Below are 26399 nucleotides of genomic sequence, written 5' to 3' on the forward strand. Positions count from 1 at the left end.
GAGTCGCGGATCGGCCTCTGGCTTATGATTCGGCCTGCGGCTCGCTCCGTAAGGTGGGCACCCCGTGCCCACGCGCTTACGTGCTCCGATGACGGCCACGTTCGTGGAGGCATCGCCCCCACCCTCAAGCCAGGCCACGAACAACAGACAAAAAAATGGGCAGCTCCAGGCTGCCCATTTTCACATCCAACGCCCGCGCCTCAATACGGCCCCGGCAACACCATCCTCAACAAATACAAGGCAATCTGCAACAGCAGCACCGCCACCAGCACCGACAGATCCAGCCCGCCGATCGGCGGCACCACGCGCCGGATCGGCCGCAGCAGCGGATCGTTCAGCGCATGCACGAACGGCGCCAGCGGTGCATGGGGATTCACCCAGCTGAAGATCGCCTCGATGATCAACAGCGCCACGAAGCCATAGATGATCCACTTCACGAAGCGCGCCAGCGCCCACAGGAAGACCTGCTCGCCGCCGGCGCCGGCCAGGAAGTAGATCGAGGTCGCCAGCAGCACCACGATGAAAGCGCCGATCAGGCTCGCCCAATCGTAGCCGCCTGCCCCCGGCACCACGCGGCGCAGGGGCTTGACCAGCCAGTCGCTCAGCGTGAACGTGAACTGCGCCACGGATGCAGGTGGACGGACCCGGATGGCCTGCATCCAGAAACGCAGGAGCAGGACCGCGCCCAGCACGGTGGCAGCGGTGTCGACGATCAACTGAAGAATGGGCAGCACATGGACTCCTTAAAATAAAAAAAATACCGCTGTGCGAACATATCACACAGCGGTATTTTGCCCCAAGCGGGCGTGGACTGTCGTTACGGACGGCTGCTAGTCGGGAACGGCCATGCCGCTGCCGGCGCCAGCGTGGTCTTCGCGGCAGGAGCCGGTGCAGCCGCCTTGTTCTCGCCGCCTGCTTCTTTCGAAGCTTGCTTGGCGGCTGGCTGCGCTTCCGACTTGGTGTCGGCGGCCTTGGCGGCTGCTTTCTTCGCAGCTGGCTTCTTCGCCGCTGGCTTGGCTTCGGCTTTCGCTTCAGGCTTGGCTTCGGCCTTCGCTTCAGGCTTGGCTTCGGCCTGGGCTTCAGGCGTGGCTTCGGCCTTGGCTTCCGGCTGGGCTTCAGCCTTGGCTGCCGGTGCGGCTGGCTTGGCTTCGGTCTTCGCTGCCGGCTTGGCTTCGGCCGACTTCGTGCCGACTGCGCGCTTGACTGCCGGGTTGGCGGCTAGGGTTGCTTCCGACTTGGCCGGCGCCGCAGGCGAGTCTTCGGCTTTTACCGTCGAACGCGCTGCCGGCTTGGCTGCTGGCTTGGTGGCAGCGGCCTTGGCCGGCGCTTTTGCTGCGGTCTTGGTAGCGGCGGCTTTCACCGGAGCGGCTTGCGCTGCGGTCTTGGTCGCTGCGGTCTTGGCCGGCGCCTTGGCTGCGGTCTTGGTGGCGGCGGTTTTCACCGGAGCGGCTTGCGCTGCGGTCTTGGTCGCTGCTGCCTTGGCCGGCGCTTTTGCTGCGGTCTTGGTAGCGGCGGCTTTCACCGGAGCGGCTTTCGCTGCAGTCTTGGTCGCTGCTGCTTTGGCCGGAGCCTTGGCTGCGGTTTTGGTGGCGGCGGCCTTCACCGGAGCGGCTTTCGCTGCGGTCTTGGTCGCTGCGGCTTTGACCGGAGCCTTGGCTGCAGTCTTGGTCGCTGCGGCTTTCACTGGAGCCTTTGCTGCGGTCTTGGTCGCTGCCTTGGCCGGAGCTTTGGTCGCGGTCTTGGCCGACGACTTGGCTGCAGTTTTGGTCGCTGCCTTTGCTGGCGCTTTAGCTGCGGTCTTGGCCGACGACTTGGCTGCAGTCTTGGTCGCTGCCTTCGCTGGTGCTTTGGCTGCGGTCTTGGCCGCTGCCTTGGCCGGAGCCTTGGTCGCGGTCTTGGCCGACGACTTGGCCGCGGTTTTGGTCGCTGCCTTGGCTGGTGCTTTGGCTGCGGTCTTGGTCGCTGCCTTGGCCGGAGCCTTGGTGGCGGTCTTGGCCGACGACTTGGCTGCGGTTTTGGTCGCTGCCTTGGCTGGCGTTTTGGCTGCAGTCTTGGTGGCTGCTGCCTTGGCCGGAGCCTTGGTTGCGGTCTTGGTTGCTGCTGCTTTAGCCGGCGCCTTGGCTGCGGTCTTGGTCGCTGCTGCTTTAGCCGGCGCCTTGGCTGCGGTCTTGGTTGCTGCAGCCTTGGCCGGCGCCTTGGCTGCGGTCTTGGTTGCTGCAGCCTTGGCCGGCGACTTGGTTGCGGTCTTGGCCGCTGCCTTGGCTGGCGACTTTGCTGCAGTCTTGGCAGCGGTCTTCGCCGGAGCTGCAGCCTTCTTCGCTGCTGGCTTGGCGGCCGGTTTCGCTGCAGCTTTTGCAGCCGGTTTCGCGGCTGGTTTCGCAGCAGCTTTCTTTGCTGCCGGCTTGGCAGCTGGTTTCGCCGCAGCTTTTGCCGCTGGCTTCGCAGCTGGCTTGGCTGCCGGTTTGGCCGCAGCTTTTGCAGCCGGCTTGGCCGCTGCCTTTGCTGCTGGTTTCTCTGCTGCGGCAGCTTTTGCGGCCGGCTTGGCGGCAGTCTTGCCTGCCGGTTTTGCTGCTGGTTTCTTAGTGGCTGTTGCCATTTTTGTTCTCCTTCTCTGCGATGAGAAAATACGCTACAAGGTTGAAATCCGTCCGACCGCCTGCTGCATCGGGCGAATTATTCATCGGCACAAACCAATCGGTTACTGCCAATGAATACGGCACCAGCTGAACTGCTGCAACTCCTCACAATTGCAGCGCTTCAGCCAACGACGTTGGAACACCCACACTTCCAGTACTTCCACATCGCTACCCCTGCGGGCGCGAAAAGAAAAAGCCGCCATGCCTGATGTCGATCAGGCAGTGCGGCTTGTTCTTTTCGCTAAGCTTAAGTGCATACTGAACGTATCAGCGTCCCAATATTCGATCGGTTTTGTTTGCCAGCGAGCATGCAAAAAAATCCATGTTCACGTTTTGACAAATTCAATCACGTAAAGTACACGAAAACCTTGTCAGTGCGCAACCCGCGCACAGACATTTCACTCTATTGGACCGCGCCGCAACGCATCGAGCTTCAAACGGCGCCTTATTTCATCGGCAAATCTCGCAAAACAGTTTTCGCCCGACCCGCGCACGATTGAATTGCGCAAACGCAGAGAACATGGAAAAAAAATTTCGTTGGTGTGGTCTCATGCCCTCCGGACGATGTCAACTTGATAGGTGTCGCAGATGCCATGTACGCGTAGGGAAGCGCCTCCTTCCCAAGCTACTCACAGGGCTTGGCTAGCTACCGATGCCTTCGACGTAGTAAGAGAGGCCAGTGGGCCTTAGGCTGCGCAGCCGAGCTGGCCTGCGATGTCGACTTTGACAAGAACGCACTTACGCGTGTGTGACATACGCCTCCTGGTGATCTCTGCTTCGAAGCGAGTCTTGCTCAGACACCCTTGGTCAACGTCGAGCTAGGTAACATCAGTGCACGATCCTACGACACGATCCGAATCCAACCACACAAGCTACGAGCTATTTCAGGTTAGCGCTCACGCCCCTACCTCAGTGCCGCTTACTTGAACTATCCGGGGTTTCATACCCGCACGTCGATAACGACCGTTTGTAGACAGCTACTACGATCAATTGGATGAGATGTAAACCACAACGTTCGAGCTGAAGTAGTGGCAGCGCAAGATAGCTTACGTAATATCATAGACGTGCTCTATTTTCTACGAGGTTTTAGATGATTGATCAGCTAGTTGCTGCTTTAGACTTGTTAGAACGGGTGAAGGTGGGTTATCGGAAATGGAAAAATCCACCTCAAGAATCTGTAGCATCAAGGTTCATCCGACTCTTCGAGACGCACGGTGTGCATCGCAATCAAATTCCACGCTTCTTTGGACATGGCCTTAGCTTGGCCGACCTACAGAGTGAAGATTCACTACTGCTCAAGCTTGATGAACCCATGTTAGAAGACGCTTGTGCCCTCTTTGCAGTACGTAGACCTTGGCTGGATGGCGCAGACTTGCAAGTCTATCCCCACCACGACTTCTATAAGCGGCCGAAGGAGTTCGCTCAGTTCATCACACAGCTTCAAGCTGCTGGTCCGGACAGAGAACTTTGTGGCATCTTAGTGTCTCCGTCTCGCCCAACCCCTGGTGCTCCAGCTATCTTCGTACTTCAAGAATACGTAGGCTTGGTTGGCGACAAAGCGATTGCTAGGCATCATCTATGTACGGGATGGATCTTCGAATATTGGAAATCACGAGCATACTTGGCGGCATGCGTCGCGCTAGCTTGGAAAGCAGGGATCTACACTCGCGGGGTTGTGGCTAGTTCTGAGACGATTGCTAAATATGTCGAAGCAGCTTCGCTGTTTGGTGCTGAAGAAATAGGTGTATTCAACAGAAGCGGATGGTACCCAGAGGACTTGGCGCTAGAGCCTTCAACCTTCCTTCATCAGTTAGATTTCGAAAGTGACTGTTATGGCGCTAGAGCTGGTCTAAAGCTGTGGTTGATGTTACATGATGACGGACTACTTGAGCTCAGTTTGCCCTCCCCCTGCGCACGACCAAAGTTCCAGGCTGAGCTCGCAAAATATAACAACGGCTCCCCTATTGTCGAATAGAGCATTGTGCTTGGGAAACTCAACGTTCAGCTCTACACGAAGCTCATTGCGACGCTATCAACAAATGGTAGCTGAGTTCGCCACCTTAGGAACGGGCTTTCAGCTCGTCGCAGAAAACCGGGGTCCACAGTTGCAGGTTTTCCATCTTGATCGTATTGATCAGGTCGATGCCGAAGTTCACGTGCATCGATTCGTCGCGCAGGATGTACTGGTACTGCTCGGCGGCGCCGGTCATTTTATTTGGCGCTGTCACCGTTCACTGTGGATGGGGCTGATCGCTAATCTCAGCAATTGTTCGGCGGAAGCGATTCGTCCACCATCGAGCGCCCGTCGCCAGCCCAGGTAATTTGGCAAATAGCGCGAAGCGACGCCGTGAAACGGCGCGAGCCATTCGCGCAGGCGCCGGTGGTAACCGTTCACGTTCTGCACGTGAATGGCGCCTGAAGCGTCCTGCCGTATGCGCTCGCCTGCCCGCAAGTTGACGGCTTGGTGCGCAATGCCGTGCGCGCGGGCAAACGCGCGGTAGGCCGCATGCGAGTCGGTCACCAGCAACACTTGCCGGTCGAGGTAAGGCAGCAAGTGGTGTCCAGCTGCGCGCTGCTCACGGCGCCGCGCCCGGTGACGGCGTCGACGGTCTGGCCGCTGCGGTCACGCGCCACGAGGATGCAATCGAGTTCGCGCGAGATTCCGCGCCTGCTCGCCGCGCCGCCTCGTTTGCGCGGCAACCGGTCGAGATGACGTGCGCCTTTCTGCGATTCGAGGAGGAACATCTCGTCGGCTTCGGCAATACCGTTCAGGCGCGCTCGCCGGTTGTCTTTCACTCGGTCGAGAAAGCGGTGGCGCCAGCGAAAGGCAGTGTTGCGATGCACCTGCAGTTGCTTTGCGGCGGCACATACCGGACGCGACGCGAGCAAGGCATCGAGATAATCGCACCATTTTTCGCGCAGCCGTAGCCGCGCCAGCGGGGTGCCGGTCAGGTCATTGAAGGTGCGTCGACATTGCCGGCAGCGGTAGCGCTGCAGGTTGTTGGCGCGGCCATGCCGATGCCAGCGTTCGCAGCGGCAATGGGGGCAGCGGCGTCCGGCCGCGCGGATATGTGCGATGAGCGCCAGTATCCGATGCAGCCCTGCCGTCGGACGCAGGGCGTCGAGTACCTGCAAGCGCTGAGGCTGGTTCAGTGCCGGCAGCGATGCGAACCATTTCTTGAAGCGGGGGCTTCCATGGTGAACCCATATCGGTGGCGATACGGGTTGGACCGCGGCAAAGCTCAGCAGTTCAATCCTCATCCATAGCTAACGGTGACAGCGCCTTTTATTTTGGCGGCCCAGCGCCAGGATCTGGGTGAAGCCGACGTAGAAGAACAGGCCTTCCATCAGCCAGGCGAACACGATGATCGACTTCAGCAGCTGCTGGTCGGCTTCCAGGGTGTCGGTCTTGAATTCCGGGTCGGTCAGCACGTTGATGAACGGGATCAGGAACTGGTCCTTGTCGTGGATCGACGCGATCTCGTTATCGGCGTTGAAGATCTCCTGCTCGTCCAGACTGAGCGCCTCGACGATGTACTGGTAGGCGCGGGTGTGGATCGCTTCCTCGAACGCCTGGCGCAGTAGGTACTAGCGGCATTCCGGCGCCGTGATGTGGCGGTAGGTGCCCAGCATGATGTTGTTCGCGGCCAGCGAGTCGGCGGTGGTGAAAAAGCCCAAGTTGCGCTTGACCAGGCGGCGCTCGTCTTCCGACAGGCCGTTCGGGTTCTTCCACAGCTCGATGTTGCGCTGCATGTTCACTTCCTGCGGCATCCAGTGGTTCGCGCAGCCAGCCGGCCAGGTACTTGTCCCATGTCCATTTGTACTTGAACAGCACCAACTGTTGACGTCGGTCTGGCTATTGACCTTGGTCGGGCTGTACATATATGCCCGGTTCCTTGGGCATCTTCGCCCAGTAGATGAGATCTTAAATTATCTACTTAAACATTACAAAATTGCTCTGCCTTTTTGCAATATCGGGAGCAATTTTAAGACAAGTTTTCTTCCATAGCTGCCTCATCTTTGTGCATAAGGTTAACTCTACTCTCAATAGGTGGAAGGCTTAGAGGAAAATCTGTTTTAAAATTTAGTTCAGAAAGTAAATTTTTGAGCCTGCAGAGCGCTAATGGGTACGCCTGATCAGCCAGGCGATCGAGAAAATCGAGATCATCAAATACCTCGTTAAACCTTTTTACTCCGAGATTGCGCAACTCAAAATGAGCTTCACCTTCAACAAATGACTCCACAGCAGTTTTATTTTGCTCGACCTCATCCTTTCGTTCCAATAATACATTGATACGAATTACTAAATTAATATAAAATGGCGCGCGCTTTCTCTCTGCGTATCCAAACGCGATTTCAGGAGCAATTTTTACTACTCCTTCCTCATTTATCCGCTCATTAGCACTTCTTCGGTCAATTGCAACAAGCTGCCGCAAATTGAAGTCCTGAAAAACAACTTGAATTTGCTTTTTATGCATTTTTCTGACCGCGTACTTTGCTAGTTTTTCTAATTGGAGTAACGAATTTTGTTTTAGTTCGATTTTCTGGATATTGCTTTTGCGCAACATCATAAGACTGAACAACGTACTCGTAATCTAGCGCGTAATTTACACCTGCCTCTTGGCCCCACTCTTCTGCTGACTTAGTTCTGGTCACATCTAACCCTTTCTTAAGAAGGGCAACGCAACCGTCCCATCGCGAGATCCGAAGATTTCCGGCGTATTCTTCCACTTGAGAACGAATTTCAAGTGGCAAAGTATCAATTAACGCTTCGCATGACTCAATTGGCGTACAAACATTGACCCTAACGCCACGACTATCCGCGACGCTACGCATAAATGAAGGATCGCGTAGTGCTGCCAACATTTGACGAGATGCGCTAGCGGTAGGATTACTTAAACCACGTTCGTATTTTGAAAAAGCCGTTGGGCCTCCTCCAAATATTTTATTTGCATCAACCTGAGTTATTTTATATTTCTCCCTCAACTCAAGAATCTGCTCAGGAGAAATATAATCTTCCAGTTTTGCCTGAAAATCTTTTACACGTCGATTATTTTCTTTTAGCTGACTCGGCAAAAACATTGACACTCCGCATGCGGAACACAACGTTTGCGAAAGATTAGGAACCTCTTTCAATTTTCTTCCATGGTTAAAGAAAAAGGAATGATCGTGCTTTTCAGTTAAAGCACTAGCTCCACAGACTGGACAAATGTTAGATTGGGCGTTCATGATATTCCTAGTAAGCAGGATGCAATCGGCAAATTACAGCTTTGCTGCCATTGGGAAAAAATCCGAACTTAACATATAACTTAATTCCCTGCTGAGGGTCACTCGATCTCTTTTTGCGTGAACGGCTGAAACGAATAACGTAGGAATCACAGTCTAAATAAGTATTAACGTTGAGCGCACACCACTGAGCATTCTCATGATCATTCTCGGTGAGTGACATAATTACAGCCTCGAACTCTTCGTCGCTCCATGCTGGGGCTGGTAGAGGATTGCGGCCTCGGCCTCGTTTTGCTTCATCCGTATCATCGTTAAGCACGACAAAACCATGCTTTTTTATCATCTCGCGAACCTTAGCGAGATCATAAATTGGATCATCGCTAATGATTCGATTTGCGTCAGTGACAGGATCGGGACGTTCAGCTCGCGGCCACTGATAGCGAGGCGCAGGCGGCGGAGCAATTTTTGCGGTAGTCAACAGCATGTGTCATCTCGCGTATTATTAACCACTAAGGTTAGTTCAAGCAAGCGGATTCGCTGTGTCGAGACAGTCATCTGTTGCAGAATGTCATGACATGCGCACAATAGAAGCTTTCGAGGTGCTGAAAGCACCTCGATTAGCCAAGGAATGATGTGCCATTGCGTGAATGGCAGACTAGACATTGAGTGCGGTTAAATTTTACCAGTCTAAGGCTTGGAAGTGCGCTAAGGTAATTTTAGTCCCAGTTCAGCGCGCCGCCAGTCTGGTACTCGGTCACGCGCGTTTCGAAGAAGTTACGCTCTTTCTTCAGGTCGATCATTTCGCTCATCCACGGGAACGGATTCTCTTCGTTCGGGAACAGCGCATCGAGGCCGATCTGCACGGCGCGGCGGTTCGCGATGAAGCGCAGGTAACCCTTGAACATCGGTGCGTTCAGGCCCAGCACGCCGCGCGGCATGGTGTCTTCGGCGTAGCGGTATTCGAGTTCGACAGCCTGCAGGAACAGGGCTTTCAGCTCGTCGCGGAAGGCCGGGGTCCACAGCTGCGGGTTTTCCATCTTGATCGTGTTGATCAGGTCGATGCCGAAGTTCACGTGCATCGATTCGTCGCGCAGGATGTACTGGTACTGCTCGGCGGCGCCGGTCATCTTGTTCTGGCGGCCCAGCGCCAGGATCTGGGTGAAGCCGACGTAGAAGAACAGGCCTTCCATCAGGCAGGCGAAGACGATGATCGACTTCAGCAGCTGCTGGTCGGCTTCCAGGGTGCCGGTCTTGAATTCCGGGTCGGTCAGCACGTTGATGAACGGGATCAGGAACTGGTCCTTGTCGTGGATCGACGCGATCTCGTTATACGCGTTGAAGATCTCCTGCTCGTCCAGGCCGAGCGACTCGACGATGTACTGGTAGGCGTGGGTGTGGATCGCCTCTTCGAACGCCTGGCGCAGCAGGTACTGGCGGCATTCCGGCGCCGTGATGTGGCGGTAGGTGCCCAGCACGATGTTGTTCGCGGCCAGCGAGTCGGCGGTGGTGAAGAAGCCCAGGTTGCGCTTGACCAGGCGGCGCTCGTCTTCGGACAGGCCGTTCGGGTTCTTCCACAGCTCGATGTCGCGCTGCATGTTCACTTCCTGCGGCATCCAGTGGTTCGCGCAGCCGGCCAGGTACTTGTCCCATGCCCACTTGTACTTGAACGGCACCAGCTGGTTGACGTCGGTCTGGCCGTTGATGATGCGCTTGTCGTCGGCGTTCACGCGCTTGGCGACTTCGGCGGCAGGTGCGCCTTCGGTATTACCGGCGAGCGGTGCGCGCGAAGCTGGCGCGCTGGTTGGTTCATCGTCCCATGACAGCATGATTTGTTTCCTTTGAATTCTTGACGTGGCAGCGCCCGGCGCGTAGCCGGGCGTGCACTTACTGATTGATTACTGATTAACGCTTATTGACCACTTACTGGCAGGCTTCGCATTCGTCGAAGCCGGCGTCGCCCGGACGCAGGTAGCAAGCCGCGCCGTCGACGATTTCAGGGGCTGCCGCTGCTGGGGCAGCAGCAGGTGCCGCCGCTGGCGCAGCGTGACCGCTCAAGCCGCCCGACACAGGCACCGCGTTCAGCGCGCCGGTACGGGTGGTCGACTTCTCCATGTGCGTCGCCGCGATGGTGCGCAGGTAGTAGGTGGTCTTCAGGCCGCGCAGCCATGCCAGCTTATAGGTCTCGTCCAGTTTCTTGCCCGATGCGCCGGCCATGTAGATGTTCAGCGACTGGGCCTGGTCGATCCACTTCTGGCGGCGCGATGCCTGCTCGACCAGCCACTTCGGCTCGACTTCGAAGGCGGTGGCGTAGATGTCGCGCAGGTCTTGCGGCACGCGGTCGATCTTGGAGAGCGAACCGTCGAAGTACTTCAGGTCGGCAATCATGACTTCGTCCCACAGGTCGCGTGCCTTCAGGTCGCGCACCAGGTACGAGTTGATCTCGGTGAACTCGCCCGACAGGTTCGACTTCACGTACAGGTTCTGGAAGGTCGGCTCGATGCAGGCCGACACGCCGATGATGTTCGAAATGGTCGCGGTCGGAGCGATCGCCACGCAGTTCGAGTTACGCATGCCGAACTCCTTGATGCGGTTACGCACCACGGTCCAGTCCATCGATTCGCTGGTGTCCTGCTCCAGGTAGCCGCCGCGTTCTTCGGCCAGCAGCTTGATCGAGTCCTGCGGCAGGATGCCGCGGTCCCACAGCGAACCGGCGTAGGTGTCGTAGCGGCCGCGCTCTTCGGCCAGCTCGGTCGAGGCCAGGTAGGCGTAGTAGCAGACGGCTTCCATCGACTTGTCGGCGAATTCAACGGCCTTGTCCGAGGCGAACGGCACGCGCATCATGTGCAGGCAGTCCTGGTGACCCATGATGCCCATGCCGACCGGGCGGTGGCGCAGGTTCGAGTTGCGCGCCTTTCCCACGGCGTAGTAGTTGATGTCGATGACGTTGTCCAGCATGCGCATCGCGGTGCGGATGGTCTTTTGCAGCTTGACGTGGTCGAGGCCATCGCCCTTCATGTGCTGCGGCAGGTTCACCGAGCCCAGGTTGCAGACGGCGATTTCGTCGGCGCTGGTGTTCAGGGTGATCTCGGTGCACAGGTTCGACGAGTGCACGACGCCGATGTGCTGCTGCGGCGAACGGATGTTGCATGGGTCCTTGAAGGTGATCCATGGGTGGCCGGTTTCGAACAGCATCGACAGCATCTTGCGCCACAGGTCGAGGGCAGCGACTTTCTTGTACACGGTCATTTCGCCGCGTGCCGCCTTGGCTTCGTAGGCGGTGTACGCGTCTTCGAAGGCCTTGCCGACCAGATCGTGCAGGTCAGGGGTTTCGCTTGGCGAGAACAGGCTCCAGTCGCCCTTTTCCATCACGCGCTTCATGAACAGGTCGGGAATCCAGTTCGCGGTGTTCATGTCGTGGGTACGGCGGCGGTCGTCGCCGGTGTTCTTGCGCAGGTCGAGGAATTCCTCGATGTCCATGTGCCAGGTTTCCAGGTAGGCGCAGACCGCGCCCTTGCGCTTGCCGCCCTGGTTGACCGCGACGGCGGTGTCGTTCACCACTTTCAGGAACGGGACCACGCCTTGCGACTTGCCGTTGGTGCCCTTGATGCGCGAACCGAGCGCACGCACCGGGGTCCAGTCGTTGCCCAGGCCGCCGGCGAACTTCGACAGCAGAGCGTTTTCCTTAATCGCGTCGTAGATGCCTTCCAGGTCGTCGCCGACGGTGGTCAGGTAGCACGACGACAGCTGCGAGCGGCGGGTGCCCGAGTTGAACAGGGTCGGGGTCGAGCTCATGAAGTCGAAGGACGACAACAGGTTGTAGAACTCGATGGCGCGCTCTTCGCGTTCGCTTTCGCGCAGGGCCAGGCCCATGGCGACGCGCATGTAGAAGGCCTGCGGCATCTCGATGCGGGTTTCGCGCACGTGCAGGAAGTAGCGGTCGTACAGGGTCTGCAGGCCGATGTAGCCGAATTGCAGGTCGCGGTCGGCGACGATGGCTTTCGCCAGACGCTCAAGGTCGTAGGTGCCGAGCTGTTCATCCAGCAGTTCGTTCTGGATGCCCTTGGCGATGTACTGCGGGAAGTAGGTGATGTATTCGGCGGCAGCCTTGGCTTGCGCGACTTCCTTGCCGAAGACTTCCTTGCGGATCGTGTGCAGCAGGATGCGGGCGGTGACCTGGCTGTAGGCCGGATCGGTTTCCATCAGGGCGCGGGCGGCCAGGATAGCGGACTTGTGCAGTTCCTCGACCGGCACGCCGTCGTACAGGTTGCGCAGGGTCTCGGCGACGATGGCGTCGGCGTCGACGTGTTTTTCCAGGCCGGCGCAGGCGGCGTTCACCAGCGCGTGGACGTCGTTGACGTCGAGCGGACGGCGCTCGCCGCCGTCGACCACGTGGATCTGCGGCGCCTGGATGGCGGTGCCGCCGGCGGCTTCCTTGGCGGCGCGGCGCTCTTCCATCTGCTTGGCGCGGTACAGCACGTAGGCGCGCGCCACGTCATGCTCGCCCGAGCGCATCAGCGACAGCTCGACCTGGTCCTGCACGTCTTCGATGTGGAAGGTGCCGCCGTTCGGCTGGCGGCGCACCAGGGCCGCGACCACGTTGTTGGTCAGCTCTTCCACCAGGTCGCGGATGCGGGCCGAGGCGGCGCCCTGGCCACCGGCGACCGCCAGGAAGGCCTTGGTCATGGCGACCGAGATCTTGTTCGGCTCGAAAGGCACGACGGCACCGTTGCGGCGGATGATGCGGTAGTCGCCGTGGGCCGCGATGTCGGTTGCCTTGGCGCCGGTTGCCGCTCCTGGAGCCGCTTGCGGTTTGATTGAGATGTCTTGAGAAGTTTGCATTGAGCCTCCAGGATGGGCAGTCGGGCTGCCGCCGGTTGTTCCGTGCCGAATGCCCGCGCGTGCGGGCAATCGACGTATATTAAAAAGCGAAAAAGGGTTCCCTACCGGCTGGGCAACGCCGAGCCGGGCAGTATTATTGCCTACAGTTATTTATTGCGTGTGAAGCCAGTAAAAAACAGGTGCAAGACGAAATGCGCTACTGCCGGGTTGTATTGCAGTCAAGTGCTCCGTTCGTGGCTGCCTGGTCAGGCTACCCGGTGCTACTCTTGACCTCGCTACCACTATATCTAGTGTTGCGTATTGAGATGGGACTAATTGTAGTACCTGCTCGCGCGGCCGTGCAAGTGAATAAATTCTCAATTTCGCGCGTTTTTTGGGTGCGCGCCTCTTGACAATCGGGTCTAAGCCGACTGATGGGTCGTTTCGGGTTAGTGAGCACTAACACTCTGCCTAAAGCTTGTACAGCTGCAATAATCATTGCTCAACAACGGTGCACAGCGCACCGTTTTGCACTGGCGAAAAGACAACACTATTTGATAACGGCAGATAGGTAGATGGACGGCGAGCCGTCCACCCTGCCGGTATGCATGCGCCGGAGGGTGAAGCGCCTTCCCGCCGCTTGCGACTACACCGGCGTTCCTGGCGTGTACGGCTGGATGCACTCGCCCAGTCCGTTATCCCAGCGCCCGCCTGCATCCAGGCAGCTGTCCACCTTGGCCTCGTGCCGCATCCACATCAGCGCGGCGATCAGGGCAATCGCCAGGGCGACGTAACGCAAGAGCTTGGGCATGTCAGTTCTCCGGTGCCTGGATATCGAGCTTCTGCATCTGGTAGCGCAGCTGGCGTACGCTGATGCCGAGCAGGCTGGCGGTCCTGGTGCGGTTGAATTGGGTTTGCTGGAGCGCGCGCTGGATGATATCGCGTTCCACCCCCTCCAGGTAGGCCGGCAGGTTGCTCGGCAAGCTGTCTGGACCAAGCGCTACTGGCGCACCCGCTTCAGGCAGCGGCGCCGCGGCCGGCACGGGCGGCGCCTCGTGCGTCACGGGCAGCGCCGGCGCCGGGACGGCAGACGGCGTGACGGACGCCGGCGCCTGGACTTCCTGCACGCGCGCGCCTTCGCTCGGCCGCGCCGCCTTCAGCGACAGGTCCTCGACCTGGATCACGCCGTCGTCCGCAAAGGCCAGCGCCCGCTCCAGCACATTCTCGAGTTCGCGCACGTTGCCGGGGAAGGAGTAGGCGCGCAAGGCGTCGAGCACGCCCGGCCCCAGCGCGGCGCCGCCCGGCCCGGCCAGGCGCGCCAGGATCGCGTTCGTCAGCACCGGCAGGTCGTCGAGCCGCTCGCGCAGCGCCGGCAGCGACAGCTCGATCACGTTCAGGCGGTAGAACAAATCCTGGCGGAAGCTGCCGGTCTCGACGCAACGCGCCAGGTCCTTGTGGGTGGCGCTGATGATGCGCACGTCGACCGGCTCCTCAGCGGTGGCGCCGATCTTGCGCACGCGCCGCTCCTGGATCGCGCGCAGCAATTTGACCTGCATCGCCAGCGGCAAATCGGCCACCTCGTCCAGCATCAGGGTGCCGCCGTTGGCCGCCTGGAAGAAGCCGTCGCGCTCCTCGCCGGCGCCGGTGAACGCGCCCTTGCGGTAGCCGAAGAACTCGGCTTCCATCAAATTTTCGGGAATCGCGCCGCAGTTCACGGCCACGAAGGGTTTCGATGCGCGCGAACTCTGGGCGTGGATCTCGCGCGCGGCCAGTTCCTTGCCGGCGCCGGACTCGCCGGTGATCGCGATCGGCGCCATCGAGCGCGCCAGGCGGCCGATCTGGGCGCGCAGCGCCTGCATCGCCTGCGAACCGCCGATCAGACGCGAGTTGCCACCATTGCCGCCCTCCTCCGCCAGCGCGGCGCCCGGCGCCTCCGACAGCTTCAGGGCCGAGCGCACCATCACGCGCAGTTCGTCCAGCACGACAGGCTTGGACACGTAGTCGAAGGCGCCGGCCTTCAGCGCCACCACCGCGTTCTCGGCGCTGCCGAAGGCGGTGATCACGGCGATCGGCGTCTTCGACGTGCTGGAGACTTCGCGCACCAGTTCCAGCCCCAGCCCGTCGGGCAGGCGCATGTCGGTCAGCACCAGGTTGTAGGCGTTGTCGTCGACCAGCCTGCGCGCCTCGCGCAAGGTGGCGGCGCAGTCGACATCCAGCCCCATCTTGAGCAGGGTGATCTCGAGCAGGTCGCGCAGGTCGGCTTCGTCGTCGACCACCAGGATGCGGGGGGAACTCATGGACAAATCCTTATTCTGCATGCGCGCCGGCAGCCGCCGGCTGGGCGAAGGTCATCACAAAGCGGCCGCTGGCCTTGCGCGCACCTGGCGCGGCCGGATCGAAGCGGTATTCGTAGTCCAGCTTGGCGCCGTTGTTCAGGCACAGCTCGCGCGCCAGGTAGAGCCCGAGGCCCGTACCCTTGCTGGACGTAGTATAGAAGGGCTCGAACAGGTGGGCGCGCACGTCCGGCGTGATGCCGGGGCCATCGTCCTGCACGTGCAGTTCTAGCGTGCCGAAGGCGTCGAGCTCGGGCCAGATGCGGATGCTGGCCGGCGCCCGGCTGGCGTAGCGGATCGCATTGCCGAGCAGGTTCACCAGCACTTCGCGCAGGTGCAGGGCGTCGAAGCGCACCTCGATGGCGCCGGCGCCGCCCAGCCACAGCATCTCCTCGGGCAGGCCCTGGGTTTCGATGAACTCGGCCTTCAGCTCGGCCAGGAAAGTGGCCAGCACCAGCGGCTCGGCGTAGGGCTGGGCCTTGCGCGAGAGCTGCAAAATGTCCTCGACCATGCGGTTCACGCGTGCCACGTTGTCGCCGATGATTTTCAACAGCCGCACCTCGGCCTTGCCGTGCAGGTCTTCGGCCAGCAGCGCGGTGGCGTGGCCGATGGCCGACAAGGGATTACGTACCTCGTGCGCGATGCTGGCAGTCAGGCGCCCCATCGAGGCCAGTTTCAGCTGCTGCGCCTGGTTCTCGATGGCGCTTACGTCCTGCATGAAGACCACGCTGCGCCCCGGCTTGCCGCCGGCCGCTTCCACGCGCGCGAAGCGCAATTTGAGGTGTGCCGGCTGGTCGCGCCGCGCGCTGCCGTTGGCGTCCGGTGCGCCCGGCTCCTGGAAGGGTTTCAGGATGACCCAGGCTTCGTCGGGTCCGGCTTCGCCCTGCACCGGCTCGACCGCGGCCAGGGCCGGTGCCGCGGCTGCGCCGACCCAGCGCGCAAAGGCGCCGGCCACCGGTTCCAGCCCGTGCACCGCATCCAGGCGCAGGCCGCCCGGGGCATCGACGCCGAGCATGCGCCGCGCCGCCGGATTGGCGGTGTGGATGACGCCGTCGGCGCCCAGCACCAGCACGCCGTCGTTGACGTCGGCAATCACGATCTCGTTGATCGACTGCTGCACTTCCAGGTCGACGCCGCGCTGGGCCGCCAGCTCCTCCTGCCCGATCAGGCGCGCCGCCAGCCGGTTCACCAGCCAGACCACGGCGAAGAAGGCGATGCCGTACATCCCGGCCTGGGCCAGCGGCGGTTCGCCATCGCGCGTGAACAGCTGCCAGGACGCCTGCAGCAGCACGATGATCGAGGCCACTGCCGCCGCGAACAGCGCCAGCAGCAGCGGCGCCAGGATCGCGGCGCCGGCCAGTGGGAACAGGTAAAGGACGCCGAGACCGCTGCGCACGCCGCCGGCGGCCTGGTACAGCAGCGAGATGGCGAACAGGTCGACCGCGATCTGGACCGCCAGCTGCAGCGGGAAGCGGCGCTTCCAGAAGGTGGAAACCAGGCCGAAGCACAGCGCCGCGCCCAGGTAGAAGAAGCAGGTGCGCGCGTAGGCCGGGTCGGTGCCGGGGCGGCCGTCGCGCACGTCGAAGGCCATGTACAGCAGCAGCACGATGCCGATGACGATGCGCGTGACGTTCAGCGCCTGCAGCGAGCGCCAGAAGGTCGTGCGCGACTGCGTGGACAGCGCCGGCCAGCGGATCTTCAAGGGCTTACCGCGGCGGCAGGCGCACGTGGGCCGGGCTGCAATAGTCGAGGCCATCGGCGCGCACCGCCTCGGAAGCCGGGAAATGCAGGCCGCAGTGGGCGCAGCTGGTCATGTTTTCGATGGACACCGGCTCGGCCTGGCGTCCCTGCTGCTGATATTGCTGCCGGCGCCACTGCTCTTCCTGCTGCAGCTGGCTCTTGCGGATGGCGGCGCGCAGCTTGGCGCGCACCGCAAAGCCGATCACGATGATCAGGATGATCCAGAACAGGAGGCGGCTCATGCGATCCCCCGGTGCAGCACGACTTCGAGCACGAAACGGCTGCCGACATAGGCCAGCGCCAGCGTGGCAAACCCGGCCAGGGTGAAGCGCAGCGCCGTCTTGCCGCGCCAGCCGCGCCAGTGGCGCCCCGCCAGCAGGGCGCCGAACAGCACCCACGACAGCATCGCGAACACGTTCTTGTGGTCCCAGCGCATCGCCTGGCCGAACAGCTGCTCGGAAAACACCACGCCCGACAGCACGGTCAGGCTGAGCAGCACGAAGCCGATGCCGATCAGGCGGAACAGCAGCTTTTCCATGGTCAGCAGGGCCGGCAGCTGGTCGAGCGTGCCGCCGATCCAGCCGCTGCCGCTGCTGGGCGCGGTGCGCGCGTGCAGCCGGGTTTCCTGCAGCGCCATCAGCACCGCGTGGAAGGCGGCAATCGTCAGCGTGCTGTAGGCCAGCACGGCCACGGCCACGTGCCAGCCAAAGGCGCTGGAACGGTTCTCGATGGCCATCACCGCTCCGGGGAACAGCACCGGCAGCAGCGCCGCGCCAAAGGCGCAGGGCATTACCAGGCGCCGCAGGCCGTCGAGGGCGAAGTTGCGGTTTTCAAACCAGTAGGCGGCCACCGAGACCCACAGGGCGGCCGAGAGCATGATGGCAAAACCGATGCGCAGCGCGCCGGGAGCAAAGGCCGCGCCCCACAGCGCCACGCCGTGCGCGAACCAGGCCAGCGCGGTGACGCCGGAAATGACAGCGCCCCGGCGCGACGGCAGCAGGGCGCAGGCCGCGTACAGAAAGGCCGCGGCAAAAAAGAGGGTGTTCTGCATACCGGCAGTCTACACCATCGGCAAATGGCGGTGGCGGGGCTGCCCTGCTGTTGGGGCGGCTTAACCGGCGCCTCGATGCGCGATTCATCGCCAGCGCCGCTACGCCACCGTCATCGACCGTAGGGTGGGGACCCCGTGCCCACGCGAAATGACGATCATTGTTGGCGCCGTTCCGGTCAAACCCTCTGTACCTAGGCAGCGCCTCCGGAAGCGTCTCTTTAGCGCTTCCATCCATTGCATGCGTCCGGAGCGAATCGTCACGGCGGCAGGTGCAAGGTTATGCACGTAACCGCGTGGGCACAGGGTGCCCACCGTACGGGTGGCTTGCGCGGCCCAGCGCACCCAACGAATCAATCCACCGCCGCCATCCTCAACTCGTCGCTATGATGCCGCTGCTGCTCCTCCATCACCAGCTGCCCCAGCTCGCGCTTGAGCGCATTGAACTCCGGCGCCGCCGGATCGCGCATCCTCGGCAAATCGACCAGGATGTCGCGCTTCACCGTCCCCGGCCGGTAAGTCATCACCACGATCCGGTCGGCCAGATAAATCGCTTCCTCGATGCTGTGCGTAACGAACAAAATCGTCTTCTTCAGCTCGGCCCAGATGCGCAGCAATTCGTCCTGCAGGTTGCGCCGGGTGAGCGCATCGAGCGCACCAAACGGCTCATCCATCAGCATGATCGGCGAATCCAGCGCCAGCACGCGCGCGATCGCCACCCGCTGGCGCATCCCGCCCGACAAATCCTTCGGGTAGCGCGCCCTGAAGTCGGTCAACGACAGAATGCGCAGCAATTCGTCCACGGTGCGGCGGATCTCGGCCTTGGGCGTGCCCTTGATGTCCAGCCCGAAGCCGACGTTCTGCTCGACCGTCATCCACGGAAACAGCGCGTACTCCTGGAACACCATGCCCCGGTCCGGCCCCGGCGCCACCACCGGCTGCCCATCGACCAGGATCGAACCGCTTGTGGGCGGCGAAAAGCCGGCCACGGCGTTCAGCAGGGTCGACTTGCCGCAGCCCGAAGGCCCGAGCAGGCAGGTGAACTGCCCGCGCGGGATGGCCAGATTAATGTCCTGCAGCGCCACCACCTGGCGCTCGTCGCTGGCGAACACCTTGCTCACCCCATTCACTGCAATATGCGCGTCCATTCAGTGCTCCAGGCCGCGGTGCCAGCGCAGCAGATAGTTGTTCAGGCGGTTCATGCCGATGTCGATGGCGAGACCGAGCATGCCGATGGTGATCATGCCGGCGATGATCTTGTCGGACCAGAAGTACTCGCGCGCCTCCAGGATGCGGTAGCCCAGGCCGTTGTTCACGGCGATCATCTCGGACACGATGACGACGATGAAGGCGGTGCCGATGCCGATGCGAACGCCCGACAAAATGTAGGGCACGGCCGCCGGCAGGATCACGCGCAGGAACATGGTCGCGCCGCCCGCACCCAGGTTGCGCGCCGCGCGCAGGTAAATGCCGTCGACATGGCGCACCCCGGCAATGGTGTTCATCAAGACCGGGAAAAAGGCGCCCAGCGCGATCAGGAACACAGCCGGCGGATTGCCCAGCCCAAACCAGAGGATGGCCAGCGGGATGTAGGCGATCGGCGGAATCGGACGCAGGATCTGCACCAGCGGGTTCATCCAGGCGTACACCGTGTTGCTGGCGCCCATGGCCAGGCCGAGCGGCAAGGCCAGCCCGCCGCCGATCAGGAAGCCGACCACCACCCGGTACAGGCTGGTGAGCGTATCGACGATCAGCTCACCGGAAAACGCCCAGTGCCACCAGCCGCCTTCGGTATAGCCTTCGTAGGGGACGAGCGGCAGCAGGTAAGCCACCCACCGCTCCCACACCGCCAGCGGCGACGGCAGTACCTGGGGATTGACCCAGCCCATGCTCGCCACCGCTTGCCAGATGGCGATCGCCAGCACCGGCACCACCATGCCGACGCCGATCTCGCGCCAATTGCGCTGCTTGTTCCTGCCGATGCTCGTGCTCATGCCGCCCCCCGGGGTTGTGGCTGGCTTACTTGATGTTCAGGCTTTTCTTGGCCGCGTCCAGCAGATCGGTCTTGACCCAGTCGGCGGCCACCGGCGGCTTGGCCATCCGTCCGACGCCGGTCTTGACCATGGTGTCGGTGGTGATCTGGATGTGCTGCGGCGTGATGTCGTACGAATACTCGGAGTTGCCGATCGCATCGTTGAAGTCGTCGGTCGTGATCTGGTTCTTGAACACGACTTCGCGCACGTACTTCTCGGCCAGGGACTTGTTGTCGATGAAGGTCTTGGTCGCCTGCACGAAGCAGCGCATGAACTTTTCCGCCACCGGCCGCCGCTCCTTATAGAACTTCTCGGTCATGACCATGGTGCGGATCGGCTCCCCGATCGGCGTATCGTAAGGCTTCAGCACTTCCGCCCCGAAACCCTTGTTGATCGCCTGCGAGGATTGCGGCTCGGACTGCATCATGGCGTCGATCTGCTTGCCGAGCAAAGCCTGGTTCAAATCGGCATACGGCAGGAACACCAGCTGCACGTCCTTGCCCGGCGCCGGGTCGGCCTTCATGTTGTGCTTGGCCAGTTCCGCCATCAGCAGCACTTCCTGGATGCCGCCGCGCGTCACGCCGACGCGCTTGCCTTTCAGTTGCGGCACGGAGGTGATTTTCAAATCGGGCCGGGCCACCAGGCGCGCGCCGCCCTTGGCGAAGCCGGCCACGACGTAGATCGGGGCGCCGCCGGCGCGGCCGGAGATCGCCGCTTCGGAAGCGGTGGTGCCGACATCGAGTTCGCCGGCGATGATGGCCTGCATGACGTCCAGCCCTTTCGGGAAGATCTTTTCCTCGACCTTGATGCCGCACTTGGGCGCGATTTCCTTGATGTACGAGACGGCGCCGTAGTGCGCGAACTTGAGGTTCCCGAGGCGCACAGTTTCCTGAGCCTGGGCGCCGGCGGCTGCCAGCAGGGTCATTGCGATCAGGGTCTTGCCGAACACTTTAGTCATGCCATGTCTCCGTTATGCGCTTCGTCAAAATCGGTGGGGGCTGCTGCGGTGGTGCCGTGACGCTGCCATGCATACATGATGCCGGCGGGAAAAGGCTATATGGGAATGCAAGATGTGTCAAACGTGGCAATGTGCAGTTGTGACATCTGTCATCACATGCACTCAAAAAAGGCGTAATCCGCGCGATGTAGACGGGCAAGCCCTTCTTGCGCAAGGTAAAATGGCCGCTTTCCCGAATACCGTCCTATATATAGTCAGGTAGAACATGCTAGATAACCTTACCCAACGCCTAGCCAAGGTCGTCAAGACGATGCGCGGCGAGGCGCGTCTGACCGAAGCGAACACCGCCGAGATGCTACGCGAAGTGCGCCTGGCGCTGCTCGAGGCCGACGTGGCGCTGCCGGCGGTGCGCGAATTCATCGCCAAAGTGAAGGAAAAAGCGCTGGGCGAAGAAGTCATCGCTTCCCTCAGCCCGGGCCAGGCCCTGGTCGGCGTGGTGCAGCGCGAGCTGGCCGCCCTGATGGGCGCCGACCTCGGCGCCGACGCGACGCAATTGTCGTTCGCCCAGCAGCCGCCGGCGATCATCCTGATGGCCGGCTTGCAAGGTGTCGGTAAAACGACCACCACCGGCAAGCTAGCCAAGTACCTGAAAGAGCAAAAGAAGAAAAAGGTCCTGACCGTCTCCGCCGACGTCTACCGCCCTGCGGCAATCGCGCAGCTGGAGTCCGTCACGAAGCAGGTCGGCGCCGACTTCTTCCCGTCCACCTCCACCGACAAGCCGGTCGACATCGCCCTGGCCGCGCTGGACTGGGCCAAGAAGCACTACCACGACGTCCTGATCATCGACACCGCCGGCCGCCTCGGTATCGACGAAGCGATGATGCAGGAAATCGCCGCCGTCCACGGCGCCGTGAAGCCGATCGAGACCCTGTTCGTGGTCGACGCCATGCTGGGCCAGGATGCGATCAACACGGCGAAAGCCTTCAACGACGCCCTGCCCCTGACCGGCATCGTGCTGACCAAGCTCGATGGCGACTCGCGCGGCGGTGCGGCGCTGTCCGTGCGTCATGTGACCGGCAAGCCGATCAAGTTCGCCGGCGTGTCGGAAAAGCTGGACGGCCTGGAAGCCTTCGACCCGACCCGCATGGCCAGCCGCGTGCTGGGCATGGGCGACATCCTGGCGCTGGTGGAAGAAGCGCGCAAGGGCGTCGACGAAAAGGCCGCGGCCGACATGGCCAACAAGATCAAGGCGGGCGGCCGCTTCGACATGAACGACTTCAAGGCCCAGCTGACCCAGATGAAGAAGATGGGCGGCATGTCGGGCTTGCTGGATAAACTGCCGGCGCAGTTCCAGCAGGCGGCGGCCGGCGCCAACATGGACCAGGCCGAGAAGCAGGTGCGGCGCATGGTCGGCATTATCGACTCGATGACGCCGCAGGAGCGCGCCAAGCCGGAACTGATCAAGGCCAACCGCAAGCGCCGCATCGCCGCCGGCGCCGGCGTGCAGGTGCAGGAAGTGAACCGCATGCTGACGCAGTACGACCAGATGCAGACCATGATGAAGAAGCTCAAGGGCGGCGGCCTGATGAAGATGATGCGCGGGATGAAAGGCATGATGCCGGGCATGCGCTAAGCGTTTTTGCCTTCCTTGACGCTCGCTGGAGCGACAAAACGCCGCGCCCGGCTCCATGCCCGGCGCGGCGTTTTTATGCCGAATTTCGCGTGGATTTTCACTCTGCGGTCACGCCTGACGCGCAAACCCCTATTTTTGGGCCGCATAGAGTGAAAAAATGAAGAAAAAGACTTGCAGGAACGCTAAAACGCCACCAATATAAGCCGTGCGATATTGCGCAACTTTTACATATGCTCGTTTAGGAGGCTCGAAGATGGCAACAGCCAAGAAATCCCCAGCAGCGCCCGCAAAGAAGGCAGCCGCCAAGCCGGCCGCTAAGCCTGCGGCGAAGAAGGCCGCCGCTCCGGCAAAGGAAGCAGCACCGAAGGCCGCAGCAGCGAAGAAACCGGCTGCAGCACGCAAGCCGAACGCCGCTTTCATGAAAGAGCTGACGCCGTCGGCCGAGCTCGCTGCAGTGGTCGGCAACAAGCCGCTGCCACGCACGGAAGTGACCAAGAAAGTCTGGGAATACATCAAGAAAGCGGACCTGCAAGCTGCAGACAACCGCCAGATGATCAACGCCGACGACAAGCTGAAAGCCGTCTTCGGTGGCAAGGAACAAGTCTCGATGTTCGAGATGACCAAGCTGATCTCGAATCACCTGAAATAATAAGACGCCGGCTGCCCCATTAGCCTGAACGTTGAAAAGCCCCGGTCGTGTGATCGGGGCTTTTTGTTTTGGGACGTGCGCTTATCGTTGGCGCGATTCGAAGCGAGATGGTGGATCGATGGTGGCGCGTCCCGTATGGTGGGCACTCCGTGCCCACGCGGAAGCCTGCGTCGAGGTGACGCCGTTCTGGACGCCTCGGATGCGCTGTGACGGCGCGTCCAAATGATCGTCGCGAACGCCGGCAGGTTTCGGCGAACGTTGCGGCTAATCCGCGAACAGGCGCATCAGGAAGCGATTTTTATCGCCGCGCTCACGCGCCAACACGCGGCACGCATCCGCGTGGGCACGAAGTGCCCACCGTACGGGATACGCCGCCGGCCATTTAGAACCCGAACGCCGCCTTCATCAAGTCGAACACGCGCGTGTTCTCGATCGTGCCCTTGAACGGCGCCGAGCCCGCCCCCGCCGCATACAACTTCACGTCGCCGCCGCCGTGCGACTCGCTCGACCAGCGAATTCCGGTCTCCTGGTGATAGTCCTCGGCCAGCGCCTGCTCGCTGCTTACATCGGCACGGACCTCCGGCCGGTTCGGACCATTCCCGAACACCAGCGTCGTAAACGTCTTGCCGTCGGCATCCTTGGTCGGCTCGCCGTTGGCATAGCCGCGCACGATGTCCAGCACCGGATTGCCGCGCTTCGGATAGCCGTTCAACACCATCGTGTGGTCATGGTCCGCCGTCACCACGATCAGCGTGTTCTCCAGACCCGGATCGAGCGCGCGCATGCGCTCCACCGCGGTCTGGATCGCCTCGTCGAAGGCCACGGTCTCGGTCATGGCGTTGCGCGCATTCGTGTCGTGCAGCGCGTGGTCGATCTTGCCGCCTTCGACCATCAGGAAGAAGCCCTTCGGATTCTTCGAGAGCAGCTCGATCGACTTGGCCGTCATCTCGGCCAGCGTCGGCTGCTCGGGGCGGCGTTTCGACGCGTAGTCGAGATGGCTGTCGGCGTAGATGCCGACGAACTTGCGGTTCGGGAGGGCCGACTGCATGTCGGCGCGGGTGTTGGCCACGAAGTAGCCGCGCGCCGCGAATTCCGCCAGCAGGTCGCGCCCGTCGCCGCGGCCCTTTGGGTTGCGCGCCTTGTCGAACGGCGTGAAGTGCATGCGCCCGCCTCCCATCAGCACGTCGACGCCATCCTGCAGGCGTTCATTGTAGCCCGCGCCGCCCGGCACGATCTGCTCGGCGATGGTATAGCCCATGTCGCGGTCGCACACGTGCGAGAAGGTCGAGGCCGGGGTGGCGTGGGTCAGCTCGGTGGTGGTCACCGCGCCGACCGCCTTGCCGTTGGCTTTCGCCAGTTCCAGGATCGTCATCGGCGACGTGCCATTACCCGCACCGCAGCGATCTATGCTGGCGTTGCCGTTGGCGTCCTTGGCCGGCGCCACCGGCTTGGCGTCCTTCATCGAGATCACGTCGTTGTTGATCTTCACACCGGTCATGTAGGCGCCCATCGATGGCGCGCTGTCGGTCACCTGGGCGTCGGCCGAATAAGTCTTGATGCGCGCGGTGCGGTCCAGGCGCTCGAAGTTCAGCAGGCCGTCTTCGCCATGCTTGAAGATGCGCGCGGCGGTGATCGTGGTCGGGCCCATGCCGTCGCCGAGGAAGAAGATGATGTTCCTGGCCTGGGACTTGGTGGCTGGAGCGGTTTGCGCCTGGACTGGCAAGGTGCAGGAGGCTGCCAGCAGCAGCGCGGCGAGTCGGATGGTGGTCATCGGGTGTTGGTTCATGGCGCTCACAGGTCCCCTGCTGTCTTGATCAGGTTGAAGACGCGGGTGTTGTCGATGGTCCCGCGGAACAGTTCCGCATTCGCGCCGATGGCGCCCAGGTAGACGTCGGCGCCGCCGTGGGTCTCGGCCCCAAGGCGGGTGCGCACCACGGCTTCCTGGTGGTAGTCGTCAGCGGCTGCGATTTCGTCGGTCAGCTTGACGTCCTTGCGGCTGCCCTGGATGCGATGCTCGCCGGTGCCGAAACCGAGGATCGTGAAGGGCGCGCCGTCCTTGTCGAGGCGGATTTTATTGTCCGGCAGGCTGCGCACCAGGCCCAGCACGCCTGGGTTGGTGGGCGTGGTCTTGCCGGTGCGCGGCGAATAGCCGTTGATCAGCAGCGTGTGGTCGTGGTCGGCGGTGGCGACGATCAGGGTGTTCTTCAGGCCCGGGTCGATGGCGTTCATCTTGTCGATGGCGGTTTTCAGGGCCGCGTTGTAGCTCACGGTTTCCTGCAGCGCGCGCTTGGCCAGGGTGGCGTGCAGCGCGTGGTCGATCAAGCCGCCCTCCACCATCAGGAAGAAGCCGTTCGGGTTGCGCGACAGGATGTCGATGGCTTTTGACGTCATGCCGGCCAGGGCCGGCTGCTTGGCGGTGTCGCGCGCGGCTTCGTAGGTGAAGTGGTTCTGGGCAAACAGGCCGATCGCAGGCTGCGCGTTCGGCGCCAGGGCCTGCAGTTGCGCGGTGTCGGCGGCGTAGCGCCAGCCCTTGGCTTGCAGCTCCGCGACCAGGTTGCGGCCGTCGGCGCGCTTGCCGCCCTGCGCCACCGGCGCAAAGAATTGGGCGCCGCCGCCGAAGACCAGGTCCAGGCCATTGCTACCCAGCGCGGCGTTGTAACCGGCGCCGCCCGGCACCAGCGCGGCCGCGATGTCGGATTCGATCTTGCGGTGGCAGGCGTGGGCGTAGGTGGCGGCGGGCGTGGCGTCGGTGACGCTGGTGGTGGTGACCACGCCGGCGGCCATGCCGCGTGCCTTGGCCAGTTCGGCCAGGGTCGGCATCGGGCGGCCGTTTGCGGTCTGACCATCCTGACAGCGGCTGACCTGCTTGTTGCCGTTGGCGTCTGCTGCCGGGGAGATCGAGCGGGTGTCCGAGGACATCGAGATCACGCCGTTGTTCTGCTTCACGCCGGTCATATAGGCCGACATCGAGGCGGCGCTGTCGGTGACCTGGGCGTCGTTCGAGAAGGTTTTGACGAAGGCGGATTCGGGCAGCGTGTCGATGGTCAGCTCGCCGTCTTCGCCCACCGCGTAGATGCGCGCGGCGGTGAGGGTGTTGATGCCCATGCCGTCGCCGAGGAAGAAGATGATGTTTTTCGCGCGGGTGTCGGCGCCCGATGGGGTGTGCGTGGCGACAGTGGGTGACGTGACGGTGGACGCGCAGCCGGCCAGCAGCAACAGGCTTGCGCCGGCGAGAGTGGTCAATCGCATGGTGGATCCTGGGGTGGAAAGCGGGCAGTCTACACCGGTAACTGTTTATATGGTGTGATTGATATGTAGCGGGAAT

General features: G+C 61.8%; 21 protein-coding genes and 3 pseudogenes. 4 read left to right on the top strand and 20 right to left on the bottom strand.

From position 1 onward, the window contains the following. Positions 1 to 200: 200 nt before the first annotated feature. Together LK540_RS10960 and LK540_RS10965 are read right to left on the bottom strand one after the other, a co-directional pair. The gene (locus tag LK540_RS10960) at positions 201 to 734 is read right to left on the bottom strand and encodes a YggT family protein (RefSeq protein ID WP_229437328.1); all 534 of its coding nucleotides are present in this window, start codon (positions 732 to 734) and stop codon (positions 201 to 203) included. Positions 735 to 817: 83 nt separating this feature from the next. Further along, positions 818 to 1684 carry a hypothetical protein gene (locus LK540_RS10965; protein ID WP_229437329.1) on the bottom strand — a complete coding sequence of 289 codons (867 nt, stop codon included), beginning with the start codon at positions 1682 to 1684 and terminating at the stop codon, positions 818 to 820. A 55-nt stretch (positions 1685 to 1739) separates the two neighbouring features. On the opposite strand from LK540_RS10965, the gene LK540_RS10970 reads away from it, so the two are divergent. Both LK540_RS10970 and LK540_RS10975 read left to right on the top strand, forming a co-directional pair. Then, complete coding sequence (locus tag LK540_RS10970) at positions 1740 to 2711, top strand: hypothetical protein (RefSeq protein WP_229437330.1); 972 nt, start codon at positions 1740 to 1742, stop codon at positions 2709 to 2711. A 1015-nt stretch (positions 2712 to 3726) separates the two neighbouring features. Beyond that, a complete protein-coding gene (locus LK540_RS10975) occupies positions 3727 to 4611 on the top strand; it encodes a hypothetical protein (protein WP_229437331.1) in 885 nt (294 codons plus the stop codon). A gap of 94 nt (positions 4612 to 4705) precedes the next feature. Here LK540_RS10975 and LK540_RS10980 read toward each other — a convergent pair. From LK540_RS10980 to LK540_RS11055, 16 genes and pseudogenes are all read right to left on the bottom strand, one after another. After that, positions 4706 to 4852: pseudogene (locus LK540_RS10980) on the bottom strand (ribonucleotide-diphosphate reductase subunit beta); the annotation flags it as partial. Positions 4853 to 4860: 8 nt separating this feature from the next. Continuing rightward, a pseudogene (locus LK540_RS10985) lies at positions 4861 to 5846 on the bottom strand (IS1595 family transposase). Between the two features lie 75 nt (positions 5847 to 5921). Then, positions 5922 to 6500 (bottom strand): annotated as a pseudogene (locus tag LK540_RS10990) (ribonucleotide-diphosphate reductase subunit beta); the annotation flags it as partial. Positions 6501 to 6622: 122 nt separating this feature from the next. Continuing rightward, positions 6623 to 7114, bottom strand: a complete 492-nt coding sequence (locus tag LK540_RS10995; RefSeq protein ID WP_229437332.1) for a hypothetical protein — start codon at positions 7112 to 7114, stop codon at positions 6623 to 6625. Then, positions 7107 to 7865: a type II TA system antitoxin MqsA family protein gene (locus tag LK540_RS11000; protein ID WP_229437333.1), complete on the bottom strand. Its 759-nt coding sequence runs from the start codon at positions 7863 to 7865 to the stop codon at positions 7107 to 7109. Before LK540_RS11000 ends, LK540_RS10995 begins: the two co-directional genes overlap by 8 nt. 7 nt (positions 7866 to 7872) lie before the next feature. Further along, positions 7873 to 8346: a hypothetical protein gene (locus tag LK540_RS11005; RefSeq protein ID WP_229437334.1), complete on the bottom strand. Its 474-nt coding sequence runs from the start codon at positions 8344 to 8346 to the stop codon at positions 7873 to 7875. Positions 8347 to 8578: 232 nt separating this feature from the next. Continuing rightward, positions 8579 to 9688 carry a ribonucleotide-diphosphate reductase subunit beta gene (locus LK540_RS11010; RefSeq protein WP_229437335.1) on the bottom strand — a complete coding sequence of 370 codons (1110 nt, stop codon included), beginning with the start codon at positions 9686 to 9688 and terminating at the stop codon, positions 8579 to 8581. A 94-nt stretch (positions 9689 to 9782) separates the two neighbouring features. Continuing rightward, positions 9783 to 12701 carry a ribonucleoside-diphosphate reductase subunit alpha gene (locus LK540_RS11015; protein WP_229437336.1) on the bottom strand — a complete coding sequence of 973 codons (2919 nt, stop codon included), beginning with the start codon at positions 12699 to 12701 and terminating at the stop codon, positions 9783 to 9785. A 625-nt stretch (positions 12702 to 13326) separates the two neighbouring features. Then, complete coding sequence (locus LK540_RS11020) at positions 13327 to 13491, bottom strand: hypothetical protein (protein ID WP_229437337.1); 165 nt, start codon at positions 13489 to 13491, stop codon at positions 13327 to 13329. A 1-nt stretch (position 13492) separates the two neighbouring features. Next, on the bottom strand, positions 13493 to 14977 hold the full coding sequence (locus LK540_RS11025) for a sigma-54 dependent transcriptional regulator (RefSeq protein ID WP_229437338.1): 1485 nt from the start codon (positions 14975 to 14977) through the stop codon (positions 13493 to 13495). Positions 14978 to 14987: 10 nt separating this feature from the next. Further along, positions 14988 to 16715 carry a PAS domain-containing sensor histidine kinase gene (locus LK540_RS11030; RefSeq protein WP_229437339.1) on the bottom strand — a complete coding sequence of 576 codons (1728 nt, stop codon included), beginning with the start codon at positions 16713 to 16715 and terminating at the stop codon, positions 14988 to 14990. A 4-nt stretch (positions 16716 to 16719) separates the two neighbouring features. Continuing rightward, complete coding sequence (locus LK540_RS11035) at positions 16720 to 16995, bottom strand: PP0621 family protein (protein ID WP_229437340.1); 276 nt, start codon at positions 16993 to 16995, stop codon at positions 16720 to 16722. Next, a complete protein-coding gene (locus LK540_RS11040) occupies positions 16992 to 17804 on the bottom strand; it encodes an inner membrane protein YpjD (RefSeq protein WP_229437341.1) in 813 nt (270 codons plus the stop codon). Before LK540_RS11040 ends, LK540_RS11035 begins: the two co-directional genes overlap by 4 nt. A 350-nt stretch (positions 17805 to 18154) precedes the next feature. Continuing rightward, positions 18155 to 18949 carry an ABC transporter ATP-binding protein gene (locus tag LK540_RS11045; protein WP_229437342.1) on the bottom strand — a complete coding sequence of 265 codons (795 nt, stop codon included), beginning with the start codon at positions 18947 to 18949 and terminating at the stop codon, positions 18155 to 18157. After that, positions 18950 to 19795 carry an ABC transporter permease gene (locus LK540_RS11050; protein ID WP_229437343.1) on the bottom strand — a complete coding sequence of 282 codons (846 nt, stop codon included), beginning with the start codon at positions 19793 to 19795 and terminating at the stop codon, positions 18950 to 18952. Between the two features lie 25 nt (positions 19796 to 19820). Further along, positions 19821 to 20792: an ABC transporter substrate-binding protein gene (locus tag LK540_RS11055; protein WP_229437344.1), complete on the bottom strand. Its 972-nt coding sequence runs from the start codon at positions 20790 to 20792 to the stop codon at positions 19821 to 19823. Positions 20793 to 21057: 265 nt separating this feature from the next. Here LK540_RS11055 and ffh point away from each other — a divergent pair, with 265 nt between their 5' ends. Together ffh and LK540_RS11065 are read left to right on the top strand one after the other, a co-directional pair. Continuing rightward, positions 21058 to 22425 (top strand): signal recognition particle protein, encoded by a 1368-nt coding sequence (gene ffh / locus LK540_RS11060; RefSeq protein ID WP_229437345.1) that lies wholly within the window; start codon positions 21058 to 21060, stop codon positions 22423 to 22425. A gap of 253 nt (positions 22426 to 22678) precedes the next feature. Next, the gene (locus LK540_RS11065) at positions 22679 to 23074 is read left to right on the top strand and encodes an SWIB/MDM2 domain-containing protein (RefSeq protein WP_229437346.1); all 396 of its coding nucleotides are present in this window, start codon (positions 22679 to 22681) and stop codon (positions 23072 to 23074) included. Positions 23075 to 23456: 382 nt separating this feature from the next. Here the strand turns inward: LK540_RS11065 and LK540_RS11070 are convergent, their stop codons facing one another. Then, a complete protein-coding gene (locus tag LK540_RS11070) occupies positions 23457 to 24845 on the bottom strand; it encodes an alkaline phosphatase (protein WP_229437488.1) in 1389 nt (462 codons plus the stop codon). 20 nt (positions 24846 to 24865) lie between these two features. Next, positions 24866 to 26323: an alkaline phosphatase gene (locus LK540_RS11075; protein ID WP_229437347.1), complete on the bottom strand. Its 1458-nt coding sequence runs from the start codon at positions 26321 to 26323 to the stop codon at positions 24866 to 24868. Between the last annotated feature and the right edge of the window lie 76 nt (positions 26324 to 26399).

Origin of the sequence: Massilia sp. IC2-278 (assembly GCF_020708045.1) — a bacterium.
GTDB lineage: Bacteria > Pseudomonadota > Gammaproteobacteria > Burkholderiales > Burkholderiaceae_D > Telluria.